This window comes from Saccharopolyspora tripterygii, from assembly GCF_054778355.1.
On record NZ_BAAGZP010000040.1, the window covers coordinates 155,243 to 173,262 of the forward strand.

The 18,020-nt window shown below is 70.8% G+C and carries 18 protein-coding genes; 7 read left to right on the forward strand and 11 right to left on the reverse strand.

The window, feature by feature from the left end; translation table 11 throughout:
* Nucleotides 1-107 precede the first annotated feature (107 nt).
* Complete coding sequence (locus tag ACYVF3_RS28065; protein ID WP_461157274.1) at nucleotides 108-506, forward strand: DoxX family protein; 399 nt, start codon at nucleotides 108-110, stop codon at nucleotides 504-506.
* A gap of 7 nt (nucleotides 507-513) precedes the next feature.
* Here the strand turns inward: ACYVF3_RS28065 and ACYVF3_RS28070 are convergent, their stop codons facing one another.
* Nucleotides 514-1,731, reverse strand: a complete 1,218-nt coding sequence (locus tag ACYVF3_RS28070; protein WP_461157275.1) for a cytochrome P450 — start codon at nucleotides 1,729-1,731, stop codon at nucleotides 514-516.
* Nucleotides 1,732-1,857: 126 nt separating this feature from the next.
* Between ACYVF3_RS28070 and ACYVF3_RS28075 the strand changes: the two genes are divergently transcribed.
* Complete coding sequence (locus ACYVF3_RS28075) at nucleotides 1,858-2,736, forward strand: alpha/beta fold hydrolase (RefSeq protein ID WP_461157276.1); 879 nt, start codon at nucleotides 1,858-1,860, stop codon at nucleotides 2,734-2,736.
* Here the strand turns inward: ACYVF3_RS28075 and ACYVF3_RS28080 are convergent.
* Nucleotides 2,687-3,814, reverse strand: a complete 1,128-nt coding sequence (locus tag ACYVF3_RS28080; protein ID WP_461157277.1) for a methyltransferase — start codon at nucleotides 3,812-3,814, stop codon at nucleotides 2,687-2,689. The two genes, ACYVF3_RS28075 and ACYVF3_RS28080, sit on opposite strands and share 50 nt — an antisense overlap.
* A gap of 255 nt (nucleotides 3,815-4,069) precedes the next feature.
* Here ACYVF3_RS28080 and ACYVF3_RS28085 point away from each other — a divergent pair, with 255 nt between their 5' ends.
* Nucleotides 4,070-5,410, forward strand: a complete 1,341-nt coding sequence (locus tag ACYVF3_RS28085) for a sulfatase-like hydrolase/transferase (RefSeq protein WP_461157278.1) — start codon at nucleotides 4,070-4,072, stop codon at nucleotides 5,408-5,410.
* 21 nt (nucleotides 5,411-5,431) lie between these two features.
* Nucleotides 5,432-5,812, forward strand: a complete 381-nt coding sequence (locus tag ACYVF3_RS28090) for a YchJ family protein (RefSeq protein WP_461157279.1) — start codon at nucleotides 5,432-5,434, stop codon at nucleotides 5,810-5,812.
* Between the two features lie 228 nt (nucleotides 5,813-6,040).
* On the opposite strand, the gene ACYVF3_RS28095 is transcribed toward ACYVF3_RS28090, so the two are convergent.
* Nucleotides 6,041-6,820, reverse strand: a complete 780-nt coding sequence (locus ACYVF3_RS28095) for an amino acid ABC transporter ATP-binding protein (RefSeq protein WP_461157280.1) — start codon at nucleotides 6,818-6,820, stop codon at nucleotides 6,041-6,043.
* Entirely contained in the window at nucleotides 6,817-8,295 is a 1,479-nt protein-coding gene (locus tag ACYVF3_RS28100) for an ABC transporter substrate-binding protein/permease (RefSeq protein ID WP_461157281.1), read from the reverse strand. Before ACYVF3_RS28100 ends, ACYVF3_RS28095 begins: the two co-directional genes overlap by 4 nt.
* A 152-nt stretch (nucleotides 8,296-8,447) precedes the next feature.
* Here ACYVF3_RS28100 and ACYVF3_RS28105 point away from each other — a divergent pair, with 152 nt between their 5' ends.
* Complete coding sequence (locus ACYVF3_RS28105) at nucleotides 8,448-9,032, forward strand: cysteine hydrolase family protein (protein ID WP_461157282.1); 585 nt, start codon at nucleotides 8,448-8,450, stop codon at nucleotides 9,030-9,032.
* Nucleotides 9,033-9,041: 9 nt separating this feature from the next.
* Here the strand turns inward: ACYVF3_RS28105 and ACYVF3_RS28110 are convergent, their stop codons facing one another.
* The 3 genes from ACYVF3_RS28110 to dctA form a co-directional block, all read right to left on the reverse strand.
* Nucleotides 9,042-9,590, reverse strand: a complete 549-nt coding sequence (locus tag ACYVF3_RS28110) for a GNAT family N-acetyltransferase (protein WP_461157283.1) — start codon at nucleotides 9,588-9,590, stop codon at nucleotides 9,042-9,044.
* Nucleotides 9,591-9,623: 33 nt separating this feature from the next.
* Nucleotides 9,624-10,103 carry a DUF4396 domain-containing protein gene (locus tag ACYVF3_RS28115; RefSeq protein ID WP_461157284.1) on the reverse strand — a complete coding sequence of 160 codons (480 nt, stop codon included), beginning with the start codon at nucleotides 10,101-10,103 and terminating at the stop codon, nucleotides 9,624-9,626.
* A 390-nt stretch (nucleotides 10,104-10,493) separates the two neighbouring features.
* Nucleotides 10,494-11,825 (reverse strand): C4-dicarboxylate transporter DctA, encoded by a 1,332-nt coding sequence (gene dctA, locus ACYVF3_RS28120; RefSeq protein ID WP_461157285.1) that lies wholly within the window; start codon nucleotides 11,823-11,825, stop codon nucleotides 10,494-10,496.
* Between the two features lie 152 nt (nucleotides 11,826-11,977).
* Between dctA and ACYVF3_RS28125 the strand changes: the two genes are divergently transcribed.
* Together ACYVF3_RS28125 and ACYVF3_RS28130 are read left to right on the forward strand one after the other, a co-directional pair.
* Nucleotides 11,978-12,880 carry a LysR family transcriptional regulator gene (locus tag ACYVF3_RS28125; RefSeq protein WP_461157286.1) on the forward strand — a complete coding sequence of 301 codons (903 nt, stop codon included), beginning with the start codon at nucleotides 11,978-11,980 and terminating at the stop codon, nucleotides 12,878-12,880.
* A 105-nt stretch (nucleotides 12,881-12,985) separates the two neighbouring features.
* Nucleotides 12,986-14,059: a tartrate dehydrogenase gene (locus ACYVF3_RS28130; RefSeq protein ID WP_461157287.1), complete on the forward strand. Its 1,074-nt coding sequence runs from the start codon at nucleotides 12,986-12,988 to the stop codon at nucleotides 14,057-14,059.
* A 248-nt stretch (nucleotides 14,060-14,307) separates the two neighbouring features.
* Here ACYVF3_RS28130 and ACYVF3_RS28135 read toward each other — a convergent pair whose 3' ends face one another.
* The 4 genes from ACYVF3_RS28135 to ACYVF3_RS28150 all read right to left on the reverse strand — a co-directional run bounded on the left by ACYVF3_RS28135 (nucleotide 14,308) and on the right by ACYVF3_RS28150 (nucleotide 17,984).
* On the reverse strand, nucleotides 14,308-15,075 hold the full coding sequence (locus tag ACYVF3_RS28135) for an HpcH/HpaI aldolase family protein (RefSeq protein WP_461157288.1): 768 nt from the start codon (nucleotides 15,073-15,075) through the stop codon (nucleotides 14,308-14,310).
* Between the two features lie 128 nt (nucleotides 15,076-15,203).
* Nucleotides 15,204-15,377 (reverse strand): hypothetical protein, encoded by a 174-nt coding sequence (locus ACYVF3_RS28140; protein ID WP_186459233.1) that lies wholly within the window; start codon nucleotides 15,375-15,377, stop codon nucleotides 15,204-15,206.
* Between the two features lie 322 nt (nucleotides 15,378-15,699).
* Nucleotides 15,700-16,818 carry a DegT/DnrJ/EryC1/StrS family aminotransferase gene (locus ACYVF3_RS28145; RefSeq protein ID WP_461157289.1) on the reverse strand — a complete coding sequence of 373 codons (1,119 nt, stop codon included), beginning with the start codon at nucleotides 16,816-16,818 and terminating at the stop codon, nucleotides 15,700-15,702.
* Nucleotides 16,818-17,984 (reverse strand): DegT/DnrJ/EryC1/StrS family aminotransferase, encoded by a 1,167-nt coding sequence (locus ACYVF3_RS28150; RefSeq protein WP_461157290.1) that lies wholly within the window; start codon nucleotides 17,982-17,984, stop codon nucleotides 16,818-16,820. The genes ACYVF3_RS28145 and ACYVF3_RS28150 overlap by 1 nt, the downstream gene beginning before the upstream one ends.
* Nucleotides 17,985-18,020: the final 36 nt, after the last annotated feature.

Here is an 18,020-nt window from a genome sequence, read left to right on the forward strand (position 1 = left end):
ACGGCCGGGACCGCACAGGGGACAAAGTCCCTGTCGTCCCGGCGCCCGGCCGGGGTGTGACCTATCTCGTCCACCGCGCGGCGCCGTGGTCAACTAGGTTCGGCCCCATGACCTCACACTCGGTGCCCCTGGACCTCCCGATCGCCGGACTCGCCGGGCTGTTCGCAGCCTCCGGCACGTTGCACCTGGTCAAGCCACAGGTCTTCGAGCCGCTGGTCCCGTCGGCGCTGCCCGGTGCACGCCGAGTCGTGGAGCTCTCCGGCGTCGCCGAACTGGTGTGCGCCGCCGGGCTGCTGCACCCGCGCACCCGCCGGGTCGCCGGGCTCGCCAGCGCCGCGCTCCTGGTCGGGGTCTTCCCCGGCAACGTCAAGATGAGCGCGGACGCGGGCAAGCGCGCTGAGCGCAAGCGGGACGCCAAGTCGGCGGCGTTCTTCGCGGGCACGCTCGCCCGCCTGCCGCTGCAGTGGCCGATGATCCGCACCGCGCTCCGGGCCGGGGGACGCTGAGCCCCGCTCAGAACGCGCAGGGCAGCTCCAGCACGGCGTTGACGAAGCTGGTGCGCTGCCGCACCGGCTCCGCGGTGGCGTGGATGTCGGGCACCCGCGTGAACAGCTCCCGCAGCATCAGGCTGATCTCGCGGCGCGCCAGGTGCGCGCCGAGGCAGAAGTGCGGCCCGCGCGAACCGAAGCCGAGGTGCGGGTTCGGGTTGCGCATGATGTTGAACCGGTACGGGTCCACGAACACGGTTTCGTCCCGGTTGGCCGACACGTAGTACATGATCAGCCGGTCGCCTTCCCGGTAGGCGTGACCGAGCAGCTCGGTGTCGCGGGCCACCGTGCGCCGCATCCAGTTCACCGGGGTCGCGTACCGGATCACCTCCTCGATCGCCGCGGGCATCCGCTCGTCGAGGTCGGCGAGCAGCAGGTCCCGCTGCTCCGGGTGGTCGGTGAACAGGGTGAGCGCGTGCGACAGGGCGTTGCGGGTGGTCTCGTTGCCCGCGACGACCAGCAGCACGAAGAACTTGCCCAGGTCGGCGTCGCTGAGCACCTCCCCGCTGATGTCACCGCCGACCATCGCCGTGATGATGTCGTCGGCGGGCTTCTCGCGGCGGTGGCGGGCGAGCTCGCGCATCAGCTCGTGCAGGAACCGCGCGTTGTCGGCCAGCACCGCGCTCCTCGGCTTGCCGCCGGGGTCCTGGTACCCCGGGTCGCCGAGGGCTCCGATGAGCGCGTTGGTCGCCTCGACGACCTCGGGCCGGACGGAGTGCGGCACGCCCATCATCCGGCACACGATCTCCAGCGGCATGGGCATCGCGACCTCGGCGACGAAATCGCACGGGCCTCGCAGCACCAGCCGGTCGACGATCTCGGTGGCGAGCCTGCTGACGTCCTCGGCGGCCTTGGAGATCATCCGCGGGGTGAAGGCGCGGGCGACGATGCGGCGCAGCTGCGCGTGCCTCGGGTCGTCCAGGCTCAGCATCGACCCGAGCAGCGCGGTCACCTCCGGCGGCGGGTCGTCCAGACCCACCGCGATGGGCTCCGAGCTGTAGAGCTGCGGGTTGCGGCTCGCCTCGGCGATCTGGTCGTACCGGGTGATCGCGTAGAACCCCGGGCCGTCCTCGCGCAGGCAGAACACCGGCTCGTCAGCGGCCCGCAGCGCGGCGAAGGTCTTGTCCCACTCGCTCCGGGGCCTCGCCCAGAAATCGAGGTCGGAAAGGTCGATGGTGGTCATCTGCGTTCTCCCCAAGTCGATCACCGACGCTAGGAGCAGGCGCTTGCACCGGGCTTTCACCGGCGGGATCGATCCATCATCGCCACGGGTGTTCTCGGGTGATCGCACCGATTAGCGTCGCGGTTCATGACGCCTCGCGAGCACACCGTCGCCCTCCCGACGCACGACGTCGGAGTGCTGGAGTGGGGTCCGTCCGACGGCGAGCTCGTCGTGGCGCTGCACGGCTTCCCGGACACCGCGTGGACCTGGCGCGCGGTCGCACCGGTGCTCGCCGAAGCCGGGTACCGCGTGGTCGCGCCCTTCCTGCGGGGGTACGCGCCCACCGAGATCCCGCTGGACGGCGACTACTCGGTGAGCGCGCTCGCCGACGACGCCAAGGCCCTGCACGAGCGCCTCGGCGGTGACTCCTCCACCGCGCTCCTCGGTCATGACTGGGGCGCGATCGCCGCGGGTGCGCTCGCGGCCGATCCGTCCTCGCCCTACGCCCGGGTGGGCCTGCTGTCGGTGCCGCCGCCGGCCTGGATGAACCCGACGCCGGCGACGGCCCGGTCCTGGATCTCCGCGCTGATCAGGCAGCCCGCGCACTCCTGGTACACCGCCTACAACCAGGTCCCGGGCTTGGCCGAGCGGCACTTCACCTGGCTGGCCCGGAGGCTGTGGCGAACGTGGTCGCCCGGGTACGACGCCGCCGACGACCTCGCGCACCTGGCGCGAGCGGTCCCCGACCGGGCCCGGGCGAAGGCGGTCGTCTCCTACTACCGGGCGCTCGCCTCGCGCGGCAGCCGAGCGGCGATCGCCGAACCCCGCAGCCCGCTGCTCTACCTCCACGGCGATCGGGACGGGGCCATCGACCCGCGCTTCTACCCGGCCGTGGAGAGCCGGATCGTCCCGCCCTCCCGCGCCGCCCTGGTGCCCGGGGCGGGGCACTTCCTGCACCTGGAGAAGCCTGCCGAGGTCAGCGGTCACCTGCTGGGGTTCCTGCGCGAAGCCGCCAGAGCGAGGTGATCTCGCCCCGCCGCGCCTGGTGCAGCGGATCCGCCTCGTCGGAGGCGCGGGGATGGCTCGGCGCGGTGTCGCAGCGGGCTTCCACGCTCAGCCCCGCGCCTGCGATGCGCTCCAGCAGTTCGTCCCGAGTGCGTAGGCCGAGCCGCTCGGCGAGGTCGGAGAGCACCAGCCAGCCCTCGCCGCCCGGGTTGAGGTGGCCGGCGAGCCCGTCGAGGAACTGGTGCAGCATCCCTGATTCGTCGTCGTAGACCCCGAGTTCCAGGGCCGAGGTCGGCCGGGACGGGATCCACGGCGGGTTGCACACGACGACGTCGGCGCGTCCGCTCGGCCACAGATCGGCGACCTGGACCGTGACCCGCTCGGTGAGGCCGAGGCGGTCGACGTTCGCGCGGGCGCACGCCACGGCTCGCGGGTTGATGTCGGTGGCGACCACCCGCGCCCCGCGCTGCCCGAGAACCGCTGCGAGAACCCCGGTTCCGGTTCCGAGGTCGAAGGCCACCGGGCTCGGACCCGGCAGCGGCGCTTCAGCGACGAGGTCGACGTACTCGCCGCGGACGGGCGCGAAAACGCCGTAGTCCGGGTGGATCCGCGCGCCGAGAGCGGGCACCTCGACTCCCCTGTCGTGCCACTGCTGCGCGCTGAGCACGCCCAACAGCTCCTGCAGGGACACGCACAGCGGCTCGCCGGTGGCGGGACCGTAGGCCTCCAGGCACGCCTCGCGGACGTCCGGTGCGCGCGGGAGCGACAGGGCGTGGTCGCCCTCCAGCAGCACCAGCACCCGGCCGAGCAGTTGGGCCCGGGCCGCGCGCGCCGCGCGGTGGGCGTGGAACTGCGCGGTGAGATCGCCTTCCTGCACCGGCTTGCGGAGCCGCCGGTCGAGGTCCTGCAGGAGCCGGCGGGCGAGGTGGTAGTCCCCGCGCCACAGCATCGCCGCACCCGATTCGGCGGTGCGCTGGGCGGCTCGGGCGGTGGTGCGGTCGTCGACGACCACGACGGTGCGCGGTACCGGCGCCGAGCTCTCGGAATGCCAGCGCGCGAAGTGCGACGATCCGTTCTCGGACCAGTTGATCGTGGCCAATGCCTGCTCCAGCGGGTGACGAAGGGCGCCTCGGGTCGGGGCAGCGCCACACCGCTGGAATGCGTCGGAGATCGCGACCGATCCCTCGTCGAGTCGGGCAATCTTCCCACACCCGTCTCAGCGTTGGGCCAGACGATCGAGATTCGTGCGCTGTTCGTGTGGCAACAACGGGAAAACACCCAGAACGCAGGGAGAATCGAAACCGCTGTCGGGTGTCGCGCGTGGGGTGCGCGACCGCGTCAGGGGGTGCGGGGCATGTCCGACGGATTATCGGGATCGCGGCCGAACATCGTGCTCGTCGTCCTCGACGACCTGGGGTACGGGGACCTGAGCCGGTACGGCTCGGCGGTCGCCACACCGCGCATGGACGAGGTCGGCCGCGCGGGGATGACCTTCCGCCAGGCGAGCTCGGGAGCGCCGATCTGCACGCCGTCGCGGACGGCGCTGATGACCGGCCGCTACGCGCAGCGCGTCGGGCTGCCGCAGGTGCTGTGGCCGGACGAGGACCGCGGTCTGCCCGACTGCGAGCACACCGTCGCGGAGGCGTTGCGCGGCGCGGGGTACCGCACCGGCATCTTCGGCAAGTGGCACCTCGGGGATCCCCGGCTCACCGGCAACCCGTGGAACGCGCAACCCCGCTTCCTGCCCTCCGCGCACGGTTTCGACCACTTCTGCGGGATCCCCTACAGCAACGACCAGGGGTGGGGAGCCAAGCAATGGCTCCCGCTGTACCGGGGCGACGCCGTGGTCGTCGACAACGTCAACACCGAGCGGGGGCAGGAGAGCCTCGCCCAGGAGTACACCGACGCTGCGATCGCGTTCATCCGCAGGAGCGTCGCGCTCCAGCGCCCGTTCTTCGCCTACATCCCGCACAGCTCGGTGCACCAGCCGTTCCACGTGCCCGAGGAGACCGGCGGGGTGGACGGCAGCTACCCCGACGTCATCCGCGAGGCCGACCGGCAGGTGGGCCGGGTGCTCGACGAGCTGCGCGCGCTGGGCCTGGTCGATTCCACGCTCGTCATCGTCACCAGCGACAACGGGCCGTGGTTCGAGGGCAGCACCGGCGGGTTGCGCGGCCGCAAGACCGACCCGTTCGAAGGCGGGATCCGGGTGCCGTTCATGGCCTGCTGGCCAGGCAGGGTCCCCGTCGCCGAGAACCGGTACCCGATCTCGTTCGTGGACGTGCTGCCGACGCTGATCGACCTCGCCGGAGCGCCACCGCCGCCGGCTGACCGCCCGATCGACGGCATCAGCGTCGTGCCCGCGCTGGAGGGCCGGGCGATGCCACCCGGTCGCACGCTCTACATCTACGGCGACCTGGAGGAGGGCCCCACCGGCGAGGTCGATCCTGCCTGGGTGTGGAACGTCGCCGCCGTCCGCCAGGACAGGTGGAAGCTGCTCTGGCCCGCGACCGTGTGGCCCGACCTGGGGCGCGAGATGCTGGTCGACCTGGACCGCGACCCGGCGGAGACCACCGACGTCGCCGGCGCCCACCCGCTGATCCTCCACTCGCTGGCCGAGCGGGCCCGCATCTTCAACGACGAGATCCTGCGCCACCGCGCGGCCGCGATCGAGCGCACCCGGCGGCACCGGTGAGGCGGATGAGAGGCTGCGCGGGTGAGCGTGAACCTGTGCCCCTGCGGACTCGGCGAGCCCTACGACGACTGCTGCGGCCCGCTGCACGCGGGCGAGCGCGAGGCGGCCACCGCCGAGCAGCTGATGCGCTCGCGCTACTCGGCGTTCGCCGTCGGCGACGCCGACCACCTGCTGCGCACCTGGCACCCGAGGACGCGTCCGGCGGAGCTGGACCTCGACCCGGCGCAGCGCTGGCTCCGGCTGGAGATCGTCGACCGCAGCGGCGGCGGCCCGTTCGACACCGAGGGCACCGTGGACTTCCGGGCCCACTACCGCCACCGGGGCGCGACCTCCTCGCTGGCCGAGCACAGCCGGTTCACCCGAGAGGGCAAGACCTGGCTCTACGTCGACGGCGACCACTAGGAGCTGTTTATTGATTCTTTTGCGTGGCGGTGCGGGTAGCGGAACCTGATCGCCGTGGACTCCGTGCGCCGCTCCTTGAGTATGCCGCTTACCCCGGGCGTGGACATCAGCGTCCCGGCGTACTCGCCACGAAGGCGATGGCGAACCCGCGGCGGTGCGAGCTGAGTCCCACACCTGAAACAGCGGCTCCGCCGCCTTCCTCAAGCAACTCCCAGCCGGAGCCCGGGCTCAGCCGGCGTCGAGGATCCTGCTGAGGAACCGGCGGGTCCGCTCCTGCTGAGGATCGCCGATGACCTCGTCGCTGGTGCCCCGCTCGACGATCACCCCGTCGTCGAGGAACAGCACCTGGTCGGCGACCTGGCGGGCGAAGCGGATCTCGTGCGTGACGATCACCGTCGTCCACCCCTGGGAGGCGAGGTCGGTGATCACGGCCAGCACCTCGCCCACCAGCTCCGGGTCCAGCGCCGAGGTGGGCTCGTCGAACAGCACGACCTTCGGCTTGAGCGCGAGCGCCCGCGCGATGCCGACCCGCTGCTGCTGACCACCGGAGAGCTGGAACGGGTAGGTGTCGCCGCGGTCTTCGAGCCCGACCTGCTCCAGCAGCGCGCGGGCGTCGGCGACGGCTTCCTCGCGGGGGCGGCGCTGCGCGACGACGGGTCCTTCGACGACGTTCTCCAGGACCGTGCGGTGCGGGAACAGGTTGTGCGCCTGGAACACCATCCCGCTCTGCGCACGCAGTCCCTCGGTCTTCCTGCGCCCGGAGCGGCCCGCCGGGAGTCCGGCGAAGTCGACCTCGACGTCGCCGATGGCCACCGAGCCTCGCTCGGGGACTTCCAGTGCGTTGAGCGAGCGCAGCAGCGTCGACTTGCCGGAGCCGGAGGCCCCGAGCACAACCGTCGAGGTCCCGACCGGGGAGTCGAAGTCGATGCCGCGCAGGACGGGCCGGTCGCCGAAGGACTTCTCGAGGCCGCGCACCCGGATCCGGAGGTTCTGCTGGGTTTCGGTCATCGGGCCACGTACCTGTCCAGTCGGGTTTCCAGTCGTTTCTGCACCGCCGAGAGCGCGACGCACATCAGCCAGTAGTACAGCCCCGCGAAGGCGTACAGCGCGAGGAACTCGTTGCTCTGGGCCGCCGCCAGCTGCGATTGCCGGAACAGCTCGGTCAGCAGCACCACCGAGGCCAGCGAGGTGTCCTTGAGCAGTGACAGCAGGGTGTTCGACAGCGGCGGGACCGCCGTACGGGTGGCCTGCGGCAGGATGATCCGGCGCAGGGTCTGCGGGTAGTTCAGCCCGATCGTGGCCGCCGCCTCGAACTGGCCCTTGGGCACCGCGAGGATCGCCGAGCGCACGACCTCGGCGGCGTAGCCGGCGACGTTGAGGCTGAAGGCGATGACCGCCGCGGTGAACGGCGGGAACTTCACGCCCAGCTGCGGCAGCCCGTAGAACACGATGAACAGCTGCAGCAGCAGCGGCGTTCCGCGGATGATCGAGATGAACGCGCGGGCGAGGCCGGAGAGCACCCGGTACGAGGAGATCCGGGCGAGCGCGACCAGCAGCGCCAGCGCCAGTCCGATGGCGAAGCTCAGCGCCGTGAGCGGGATGGTCACCTGCACCAGGCCGACGAACATCGGCCACGCCGTGTTGCGCACGACTTCCCAGGTGGACAGGTGGTCCCGCCCCTGCGACGGGTCGGCGCTGCCGCCGTCGGGCACCGAGACGTCGGCCTTGAAGTACTTCTCGGAGATCCCGCGCAGCGTGCCGTCGGCCTTCAGCGAGCTGATCGCGCGGTTGGCCGCGTCGAGCGTCTCGCGGTCGTCCTGCCGGAACGTGAGGACCTGTTCGCTGGTCTCCGAGCCGGCGTTGCCCGCGATCTCCACGTCACCGGATCCGGTGCTCGCCTGGTAGTCGAGCACCGCGATGTTGTCGTTGACGATCGCGTCGACGCGGCCCTGCGACAGCAGCGCGGCGGCCTGCGCGAAGCCCTCCACCGACTCCACCCGGGAGCCGGCTTCGGTGGCGATGCGCGCCCAGTTCGAGGTGGCCGACTCCGCGGTGACCTTGCCCCTGAGGTCGTCGAGGGTCTTGATGCTCTCATCGCCGGTCCGCCGGACGATCACACCGCGGGAGTAGGTGTAGGTGTCGGACAACCCGTACTTGGCCGCGCGCTCGGAGTTCTTGGACACCTGGTTGGCGATGACGTCGATCCGACCGGCGTCCAGCGCGGGGAACACCGCGTCCCACTGGGTTTCGACGAACTCCAGCCGCCACCCGGCGCGCTCGGCGATCGCCTGGACGACCTCGATGTCGTAGCCGGTGAGCGCATCGGATCTGGGGTCGTGGAACGAGAACGGCGGGTAGGTTCCCTCGGTGCCCACTCTGATCACGGGTTGTTCTGCGCCCTGCGCGGCCGCGGCACCTGCCTGCGCAGGAGCGAGCACCACCAGCGTCAGCAACAGCAGTGCGCACCTGAGCGCATGCCGCATCGGCCACTCCTCACCGTCCACAGTGCTCGGTTCGCGCACCGTGCCCGGGAGCATACGACTCGCGCGGCGAGCCCGCTTCAAGATCCACTATGTGGAACCGGGAGTTGACCGAACCTCAGCACCGGACCCGTTCCGTCGGGCACGATGCCGGTATGACGACGGGGACGAGCGCGGTTCTGGCGCTGCACTGGCAGGTCAACGTGATCAAGCCGGAGGGCTTCTTCGGCGCGATGCTCGCCGAGCCGGTGGCCCGCAGCGGCGTGGTCGAGCGAGCGGCGAGCTTCCACGCGAAGGCGGGCCTGCCGGTGCTGTTCACCCGTTTCACGGTCCCGGAGGGCGAGGGGGAGCTGGTGCGCAACACCGACTTCATGCGCGCGGTCGGCGACGCCCAGGAGCAGTTCCGGCCCGACTCCCCCGGCGCCCGGCTGATCCCGGAGATGTCCGGCGGCGGTGTCGTGGTGGACAACCAGAAGCTCTCCGGCCTCGCGGGCAACGACCTGGCCTCGCGCTTGCAGGCAGGCGGCGTCGAGACGGTGTTCATCACCGGCGTCGCCACAAACCTCACGGTCGAGCAGACCGCGCGCCACGCCACCGACCTCGGGTTCACCGCGCACGTGGTGAGCGACTGCACGGCGGCAGCGGACCCCGCCGTGCACGAGACCTCGGTGGCGAACCTGAACCTCACCACCGCGGGCTGCCTCAGCAGCGCCGAAGCGCTCGCCCTGCTGGGCGCGTGAGCCTGCCGGTCACCGGGCGGGCTTCGGCCGGAACTCCTTCGGGGTGAAGGTGAAGATCGTGTACGGGCGATCGTCGAGGGTGAACCTGGCGTGCTTGGTCATGCCGAGCGCGCGGTGCGCCTTCAGCGAGCGCTCGTTGCTGTTCTCGACGAACAGCGCGGCGCTGGGATAGCGGTCGCCGAGCATCATCGCCATCCCGGACAGCAGCAACCGGAGGACGCCCTTGCCGCGGTACTTCGGCGCGACCACCACCGGACCGTAGTAGAGGACGGGTCCTTCGAGCTTCTGGGTCAGCTCCACGGTCCGCCGAGCCGGCGGGGGCAGCGAACCGCCGCCCTCCGAGGTGAGCAGCACCCCGGCGAGCTTGTCCTTGTCCTCGACCAGGAAGATGCCCGGCCCACCGCTGAAGGCGGCGAGCTTGTCCTCGTCCCACTCGCCCTGGACGAACCCCTGCCGCCCGCGCTCGTCCTCCGGCACGGCGTCCTGCTGCGCGGACTGGAGGAGCGCGAGGACCGCGGGGCGGTCCTCGGCGGTGGCGAGGCGTACGGACATCGGCATGCCACGAGCGTATCCGGGCAGCTCACCTGCCGTTCAGTGGTGGTACTGGTGGACCACCGCGTGCCCCTTGCCCCGGCTGATCAGGGCCCGGTTCACCGGGACGGTGAGGACGAAGGCGATGGCCAGGGACGCGACGAGGGACCCCCAGAACAACCAGCTGGTCAGCCCGGCGTCCATGGCTCCGGGGATGAGCACCATGAACAGGTTGTCGACGATCTCCATGACGGTGATGGACAGGGTGTCGGCGGCCAACGCCACGCCGACGGCCGCGCCCAGCCCCACCCCGGCGCGCAGCACCGGCAGCATCGTGAGGCTGTAGCCGAAGACGAAGGCCAGCACGATCGCGAGCACGATGGTGCCGAGGTTCCCCCAGCCCAGCGCGGTGCCGATCACCATGCCCAGCACTTCGCCGATGGCGCATCCGGTCAGGCAGTGCGCGGTCGCGCTGATCGCCGACCGGGTCAGCGCGCGCCGGTCCTGCCCCGCGCCTGCGCCGTGGTGTTCGTGGTTCATGACGCCCCCTCGCAACGGTGCTCCACCCATCCGCACCGAAGATATACCCCCAGGGGGTATTCACGTCAAACCGACATCGGCAACAGCAGGCTCTGACCTGCGACGACGGCGGCGGAAAAAATCTGTTGCCCGTCGGGCCGCACAGGTCATAACCTGCGGGCACACAGGAAAGGAGGTGGTCCGAAGTTGAATACCAACAGGACTTGTGAGGTGGCTGTCCGCTAGGACCGCCCCGGCAACACAGCCGACCCGTCGTGCGCGGATCCCCTGGGTCTCGCCGCGGGAGAGCGGTCGGCGAATTCCAGGCAGCTACCCGGCCCCGGAGCCCCGAACTGCGTCCGGTTCGGCCTCCTCATCGAGGAGGAAACGGCTCCGGGGCTGCTGCTTTCCTCAGACCTGCGAGCGCTCCGCAGCGGACCGGTCGGCGAGCACCGCGCGGGCGTGGTCGACGTCGAGCGCTCCGTCCCACTTCGCGATGGCCAAGGTCGCCACGGCGTTGCCGTAGAAGTTGACCAGGGCCCGGCACTCGGACATGAACTTGTCGATGCCGAAGATCAGCATGATTCCCGCTGTCGGAACGGTCCCGATGGTCGACAGGGTGGCCGTCAGCGCGATGAAACCGCCACCGGCCACGCCTGCCGCACCCTTCGAGGTCAGCAGCATGACCGCCAGCAGGCCGAGCTGCTGGCCGATGCTCAGCGGCGTGTTCGTGGCCTGCGCGATGTAGAGCGTGGCCAGCGAGAGGTAGATCGCCGCGCCGTCGAGGTTGAAGCTGTACCCGGTCGGGACCACCAGGCCGACGGTCGAGCGGTCCGCACCCAGGAATGTCATCTTGCGCATCAGGCCGGGGAGCGCCGGCTCCGCGGTGGAGGTGCCCAGCACCAGGAAGAACTCGTCCTTGAGGTAGGCGAAGAGCTGGAAGATGTTCAGCCGCACGTAAGCGGCGAGGAACCCGCCCAGGACCACCACAACGAACACCAGCGAGGTGACGTAGAACAGGGCGATCAGCGAACCGAGGCTGGTCAGCGTGGAGAGCCCGAACTTCCCGATCGCGTAGGCCATCGCGCCGAACGCGCCCAGCGGAGCGGCCCGCATCACGAAGCTCAGGACCTTGAACACGATCTCGGTGAGCCGCTTGACCCCCGCCACCACGGGTTCACCGATCTCCCCCACCGCGTTGATCGCGATGCCGAACAGCACGGCCAGGAAGATGACCTGCAGGATGTCGCCCTCGACGAACGCGCCGAAGAAGCTCTCCGGGACGAGTCCGGTGAACAGCTCCCACCAGTGCTGGTCCTGCCCCGACTCGACGTACTGCTGGGCGGTTCCACTGGCATCGAGCGTCGCGGGATCGGCGTTGACGCCGTCGCCGAGCCGGACCAGGTTGATCGCCACCAGGCCGATGGCGAGCGCGACGATCGTTCCGGCCTGGAAGTAGGTCAGCGCCTTCAACCCGGTCAGACCGACCTTCTTCAAGTCCGCGACGCCGGCGATCCCGCCGATGATCGTGAGGAAGACGATGGGCCCGATGAGCATCTTCATCGCGGCGATGAAGGTCTCGCCGATCGGCTGCATCGACTCTCCGACGCCCGGCCACACCCCGCCGACCACGATCCCGAGGACGATGGCGACGAGCACCTGCACGTACAACTGCCGGCACCAGGGCTTCGGCTCGGGTCGAACCCCGTTGTGCGGCAACGGGTTCTGTGCGGTCTGCGTCATTGCACACTCCTGCACATCGATCAGGACGCCGTCGTCGGCGCGAATCTGGGGAGCACCACCGTGACCCCGGGCGCAACGGCAGGTCCAACAGGGAATCACTACCCGACTGATAGGTTGCGCGAATGAATGAGCTCTGACCGGGGAGGTCGTCGGTGGACGCGCGCCAGCTCGAATACTTCCTCGCGATCGTCGACCACGACGGCTTCGGCAAGGCCGCTGCGCGCCTGCACATCGCTCAGCCGTCGCTGTCGCAGACGATCGCCGGCCTGGAGAAGTCGCTCGGCGTGCGGCTCTTCCACCGGATCGGCCGCGGCGTGGTGCTCAGCGAAGCCGGCCGGGAGCTCATCGAGCCCGCGCGCCAAGTCCTGCGCGACCTGCGCACCGCCCGCGCGACGATGGAATCGGTCAAGGGCGTCGCGCGCGGCCGGGTGGAGCTGGTGACGATGCCCTCCCCCGGCATCGAACCGCTCGCGACGCTGACCCGCGTGTTCTGCGAGCGGCATCCGGGGATCACCGTCGGTGCCGACGCCGCCTTCACCCCGGACGAGGTGGTGGACAAGATCAGGCACGGGGCGTGCGAGCTCGGCCTGGTCGGCACCCCTGGCCCTGTGCGAGCACCCGGTGTCGACGTGCTGCCGCTCGGATCGCAGGACTTCGTGCTCGTCGGCACACCGGAGGCCGGCATGCCCGAGGGGACACCGGTTTCCCGCTCCGCGCTGGAGGGCGCCCGACTGATCGTCTCGCCGCGCGGCAGCCTGATGCGCCAGATCGCCGACGAGGTCCTGGCTTCCGGCGTCGATGCGCAGATCGTCGTCGAGGCGGCGCACCGGACCTCGATCCTGCCGCTGGTCACCCAGCACGTCGGGCTCGCGATCCTGCCGTCCGCCTGGGCGCCGCTGGCCCGCCGCGCGGGGGCGAGAGCCGCGCGCATCGAGCCGTCCGCCGAGCTGCACGTCGCCCTGCTGAGCCGGTCCGCCCCGCTGTCGCCGGCCTCCCGAGCCTTCCTCGACGTCGCCCGCACCCACCCGCTCGAACCGGTGGAGCAGCACGCATAGCCAGGTCCTATCGGTGCGATCGGCATCCGGTCTTGGACGGATCGTCTCCCGGCGCGCTTCACTCGAACCCGCAACGGCCGTCAGCGCAGCGGGGAGTGACCGACAGTGGCAGCACAGGAGTTCAAGATCGCCGCCATCCCGGCCGACGGGGTGGGCGCGGAGGTCGTCGCCGCGGGCCGCGCCGTCCTGGACGCGCTCGCCGCGGGTTCGGGGGGCGAGTTCTCCTTCTCGTGGACCGAATTCCCCTGGGGATGCGGCTACTACGAGAAGACCGGCCGCATGATGGACGAGGACGGCCTGGACGAGCTCCGCAACTTCGACGCCCTGTACTTCGGCGCGGTCGGCTGGCCCACGGTGCCCGACCACATCAGCCTGTGGGGGCTGCGGCTGCGGATCTGCCAGAACTTCGACCAGTGGGCCAACGTCCGCCCGGTGCACTTCCACCCCGGCATCACCTCGCCGCTGCGCAAGGCCGACAGCATCCCGCTGGACTGGGTGGTGGTCCGGGAGAACAGCGAGGGCGAGTACGCGGGCCTCGGCGGCCGGAACCTCGCGGCCCGGGGCCCGGGCAACGAGGTGGCGCTGCAGACCGCGCTGTTCACCGAGAAGGGCTGCGAGCGCATCATGCGCTTCGCCTTCGACCTCGCCCGCGGCCGGGAGCGCAAGAAGGTGTCGTCGGTGACCAAGAGCAACGCCCAGCAGTACGGGATGGTGCTCTGGGACGAGGTCTTCGAGCGCGTCGCCGCCGACTACCCGGACGTGGAGACCGAGAGCGTGCTCGTGGACGCGATGTCCGCGAAGTTCGTCCTCAAGCCCGAGGACCTGTCGGTGGTGGTGGCCTCCAACCTCAACGCCGACATCCTCTCCGACCTGGGCTCGGCCCTGGCAGGCAGCCTGGGGCTCGCGGCCAGCGCGAACCTCAACCCGGACCGCCGATTCCCCTCGATGTTCGAGCCCGTCCACGGCTCCGCCCCCGACATCGCAGGTCAGGGCCTCGCCAACCCGATCGGCGCGATCGGCAGCGCTGCGCTCATGCTGGAGCACTTCGGCCTGACCGAGGAAGCAGCCCGCGTCCGCCGGGCCATCGAGGCCACCACCGCGGCAGGCCTGCTCACCCCCGACGTCGGCGGGAACGCCGGCACCGACCGTGTGGTCGAGTCGATCCTGGCGAACCTCTGACAACCGTCGGGATTGCCTTGCGTGGCGAACCTCTGACAACCGTTCGGGACGCCTTGCGTGGCGATGCAGTTACCGGAAGCGCAAGGCCTCCGCCGATTCCATGCGCCACTCCTGATGCACGTCGTGTTGTGGGTGGCTTGTTGGTTGGGTGGGGAAGTTTTCATGAAAACTTCCCCACCCACCCAACAACACGACGGCGCCCGCCAACCACCCGCCAACCGCGTACCTAACCTCTCAGGTCAGTACACCTAGGCGCCGCCTCGCGCCGCCTGGAGATGGCCTGCGGCGGCGGCTTCCAGGTGCAGGAGATCGCAGGAGACGCTGGCGAAGGTGTAGCCCTGAGCCAATCGCGGCGCGACGCCGCTGCCCTCCGAGACGTGGAAGCCGGCGGCGATCCCGGCCTCGGCCGCCGCCTGCCGGATCGTCTCGACTGCGGCTTCGAACTCCTCGGCCACCGCGGGATCGCCCGGGTGGGCACCGCCGACGGCCAGGCACAGGTCGGCGGGACCGACGTAGACGCCGTCGAGCCCGTCGGTCGCGCAGATCTCGCGAACGTGGGCCAGCCCCTGCGGGGTCTCGATCATCGCGATCACCACCGTCGCCTCGTCGGCCTCCGACGGCCGCGGGCCGACCCGCAGGCTCGACCGCATCGGCCCGTAGGACCGGCGCCCGCGCGGCGGGTATCGGGTGGCTTCGACCGCGGCGGCGGCGTCCTCCGGCGTGTCGACCAGCGGCACGATGACGCCCGCGGCCCCTGCGTCCAGGGCGTGGCCGATCGCGGCGGGGTCGTTGGCCGCTACGCGGACGAGACCATCGGCACCACCCGCCGCGTCGATGGCGAGCATCGCGTTGAGCATCCCGGAACGGCCGATGAGTCCGTGCTGGACGTCCACGACCACGTAGTCGTAGCCCACCCGCGCGACCCGCTCCGTGGCGGCGGGCGCGTCCAGCGCGATCCAGTAACCGACCAGTTCGTCCCGAGCGCGGAGCTTGCGCGCGAATTCGGCTGCGGACACGAGGAACCCTCCCGGCGCGATGATCAGCGGCGAGCCCGGCCGCTGCCGCGCTCCTCCCTCGTTCCTACCGATCCGCACACGGGGTTCCAACAGACCGCGCTCCGGCATCACCCGGACGCGCGGGTGGCTCAGAGGCCGAACATCGACACGACCGAGACGAGCGCCAGTCCCACTACCGCGAGTGCACCGGAGGTGACCGCGAGCCGTTGCGCGACGACCTTGCGGCCGACCATGGCGGCGGCCGTCCCGATCACCACGGCGAGCGGGATCAACACAGCGCACAGCAGGTCAAGAGGCGCCATCGCCCGATCCCTCCCCTAACAGCGTCGTCAAGTCCGGACAGCGGCCCCCAAACTAACGATCAGGCAGGCCACCGTCCACACCTCACGGTCAGTGACTTCCGGCACCCACCCCATCCCGCGTGTCCACCCCGGCCCCACGACCGGTCGCACAGGCCGCGCCCTGGCAGCCGCCACGCCGCTGCGCCCACCCGAGCGTGATCCGGCGAGGGGCGACGATACGGGCCGTTGTCGTGTCACGAAAGAGAACTTCACAGTCTACTGTGGACTGTGACGGGTGGATCGGTATCCGCGAAGCTCGCTCCGCGAACGGTTCTCCACGACCTCAGCGGACACGCGCGCCCTCGCTGTGCTCGCGCACCGCGTCGGCGACGCGCTCGACCTCGCCGTCGGTGAGGTGCGGGTGCACCGGCAGCGCCAGGATCCGCGCGCAGGCGTGCTCGGCGTTCACCCACCGCTCGGCGACCGGTGCGTGCGGCGCGAACGCGGGCTGCTCGGGCAGCGGACGCGGGTAGTGCACGTGCGAGCCGATCCCCCGCGCGGCGAGGAATGCGCGCAGCTCGTCCCGCCCGTCGCTCTGCACGCAGTAGACGTAGTAGCACCGCCCGTCGTGCCCGGCCGGTGGCGGGACGATTCCGGGCAGGCCGGCGAAGCGCTCGGTGTAGTGCTCGGCGATGCGCGCACGCCGGGCCAGGCGCTCGGCGAACCCCGCCGACCGGTAAGTCTGGAACGCGGCCTGGATCTCGTCGAAGCGGCTGTTGAGGCCGATGACCTCGTGCACGAACCGCTCCCGCTGACCGTGGTTGCGCAGCATCCGGATCCGCGCGCCCAGCTCGGCGTCGCGGGTCACCACCGCTCCGCCCTCGCCCGGCATCCCGAACGACTTGACCTGCACGAAGGAGTAGACGCCCGCCTCTCCCCACAACCCGGCCGGGGTTCCCGCCATGACCGCGCCCTGGGCCACCGCCGAGTCCTCCACGAGCCGGAGCCCGCGCGAGGCTGCGATCTCGGTCAGCCGCGGCATGTCGGCCATGACCGAGAACATGTGCGCGGGCATGATCGCCTTCGTGCGGTGGGTGATCCGCGCGGCCACGTCGTCCGGGTCGATGACCATGGTGCGCCGGTCGACGTCGGCGAACACCGGGTGCGCGCCGACCTCCAGCACCGACGAGGCCAGCGGCGCGCAGCCGAACGCGGGCACCACGACCTCGTCGCCGGGCCCGATGTCCATCGCGCGCAGCACCAGGCCGAGCGCGCTGGTGCCGCTGCCGCAGGCGATGACGTCGGCCGCGCCGAGCTTCTCGCGCAGGGTCTCCTCGAACACCCGGGTGTGCTCGCCGAGGATGAACTTCTGCTCCGGCGCGACACCGATCTCGCGGATCAGGTCGAGCATGACCTTGCGGTCGTCCTCGAACAGGTCCGGCGGGAAGAACGGGATCTCCATCAGGGCCTCCCGGCGTAGAACTCGCGGATCGCCGCGCACACCCGGTCGACCTCGTCCGGAGTCAGGTCGGGGTGCAGCGGCAGGGCGAGGGCTCGCGCGCCGGCCGCCTCGGCGCGCGGGAAATCACCGCGCTCGTGCCCGTGCCCGGCGAAGCACGGCTGCAGGTGCAGCGGCGCCGGGTAGTAGGTCTCGGTGCCGATCCCCCGCTCCGCGAGGTGCTGCGCCAGCTCGTCGCGGAGCTCGACCTCGATCAGGTGCACGTAGAACACCGGGTCCTCCCCCGGCTCCGGCAGCCGCACGACTCCTTCGAGTCCGCGCCGGTAGCGCTCGGCGAGCTCCGCCCGGCGCGCGATGGCCTCGTCGAGGTGCCGCAGCTTGACGAGCAGGATCGCGGCCTGGATGTCGTCCATCTTGCTGTTGGTGCCGCACAGCGCGGTCTCGGAGGAGATCGCTGCGAAGTCGTTGAGGGTGCCTCCCCGGCGCCCGTGGTAGCGCAGGCTGGCGACGGTGTCGGCCAGCCGGTCGTCGTCGGTGAGCACCGCCCCGGCGTCACCGAGCGCGCCGAGCGTCTTGGTGGGGAAGAACGACAGCACCCCGCCGGCGCCGTGCAGGCCCGCGTGCACCCCGCGCTGGCGCATCCCGATGCCCTCGGCGCTGTCCTCGACGACGGTCAGCTCGAGATCGCGGGCGACCTGGTTCAGACCGCTCATGTCCGCCATCCGGCAGAACAGGTGCGCGGGCATCACGAATCGGGTTCGCGGTGTGGCCGCCCTGGCGACCTCCGCCGGGTCCAGCGCGTGGGTGATGGGGTCGATGTCGGCGAAAACCGGTGTGCCGCCTGCCAGGACCACGGCCGATGCGGTGGCGATGAAGGAGTACGCCGGGACGACGACCTCGTCGCCCGCGCTGAGCCCGAGCGCCCGCAGGAGCAGGACCAGTGCGTCGGTCCCGCTGTTGACGCCGACCACCCGACGCGCGCCGGTATATGCCGAAAGCGCGGATTCCAGTTCCCCGACCTGCTTTCCGCGGGAGAACTTCCCGCTGTCGAACACCTCCGCCACGCGGGCACCGATCTCCGGCCAGAACCGTTCGAAGGTGCGCGCCTGGGAGAAGAACGGAATCGGCTCTTCTCCCGCTCCCCCAATGAATTCCGTCCCGAGGGACACCTTGACCCAACCCCCTGCGAAGTGCTCGGTATCGCT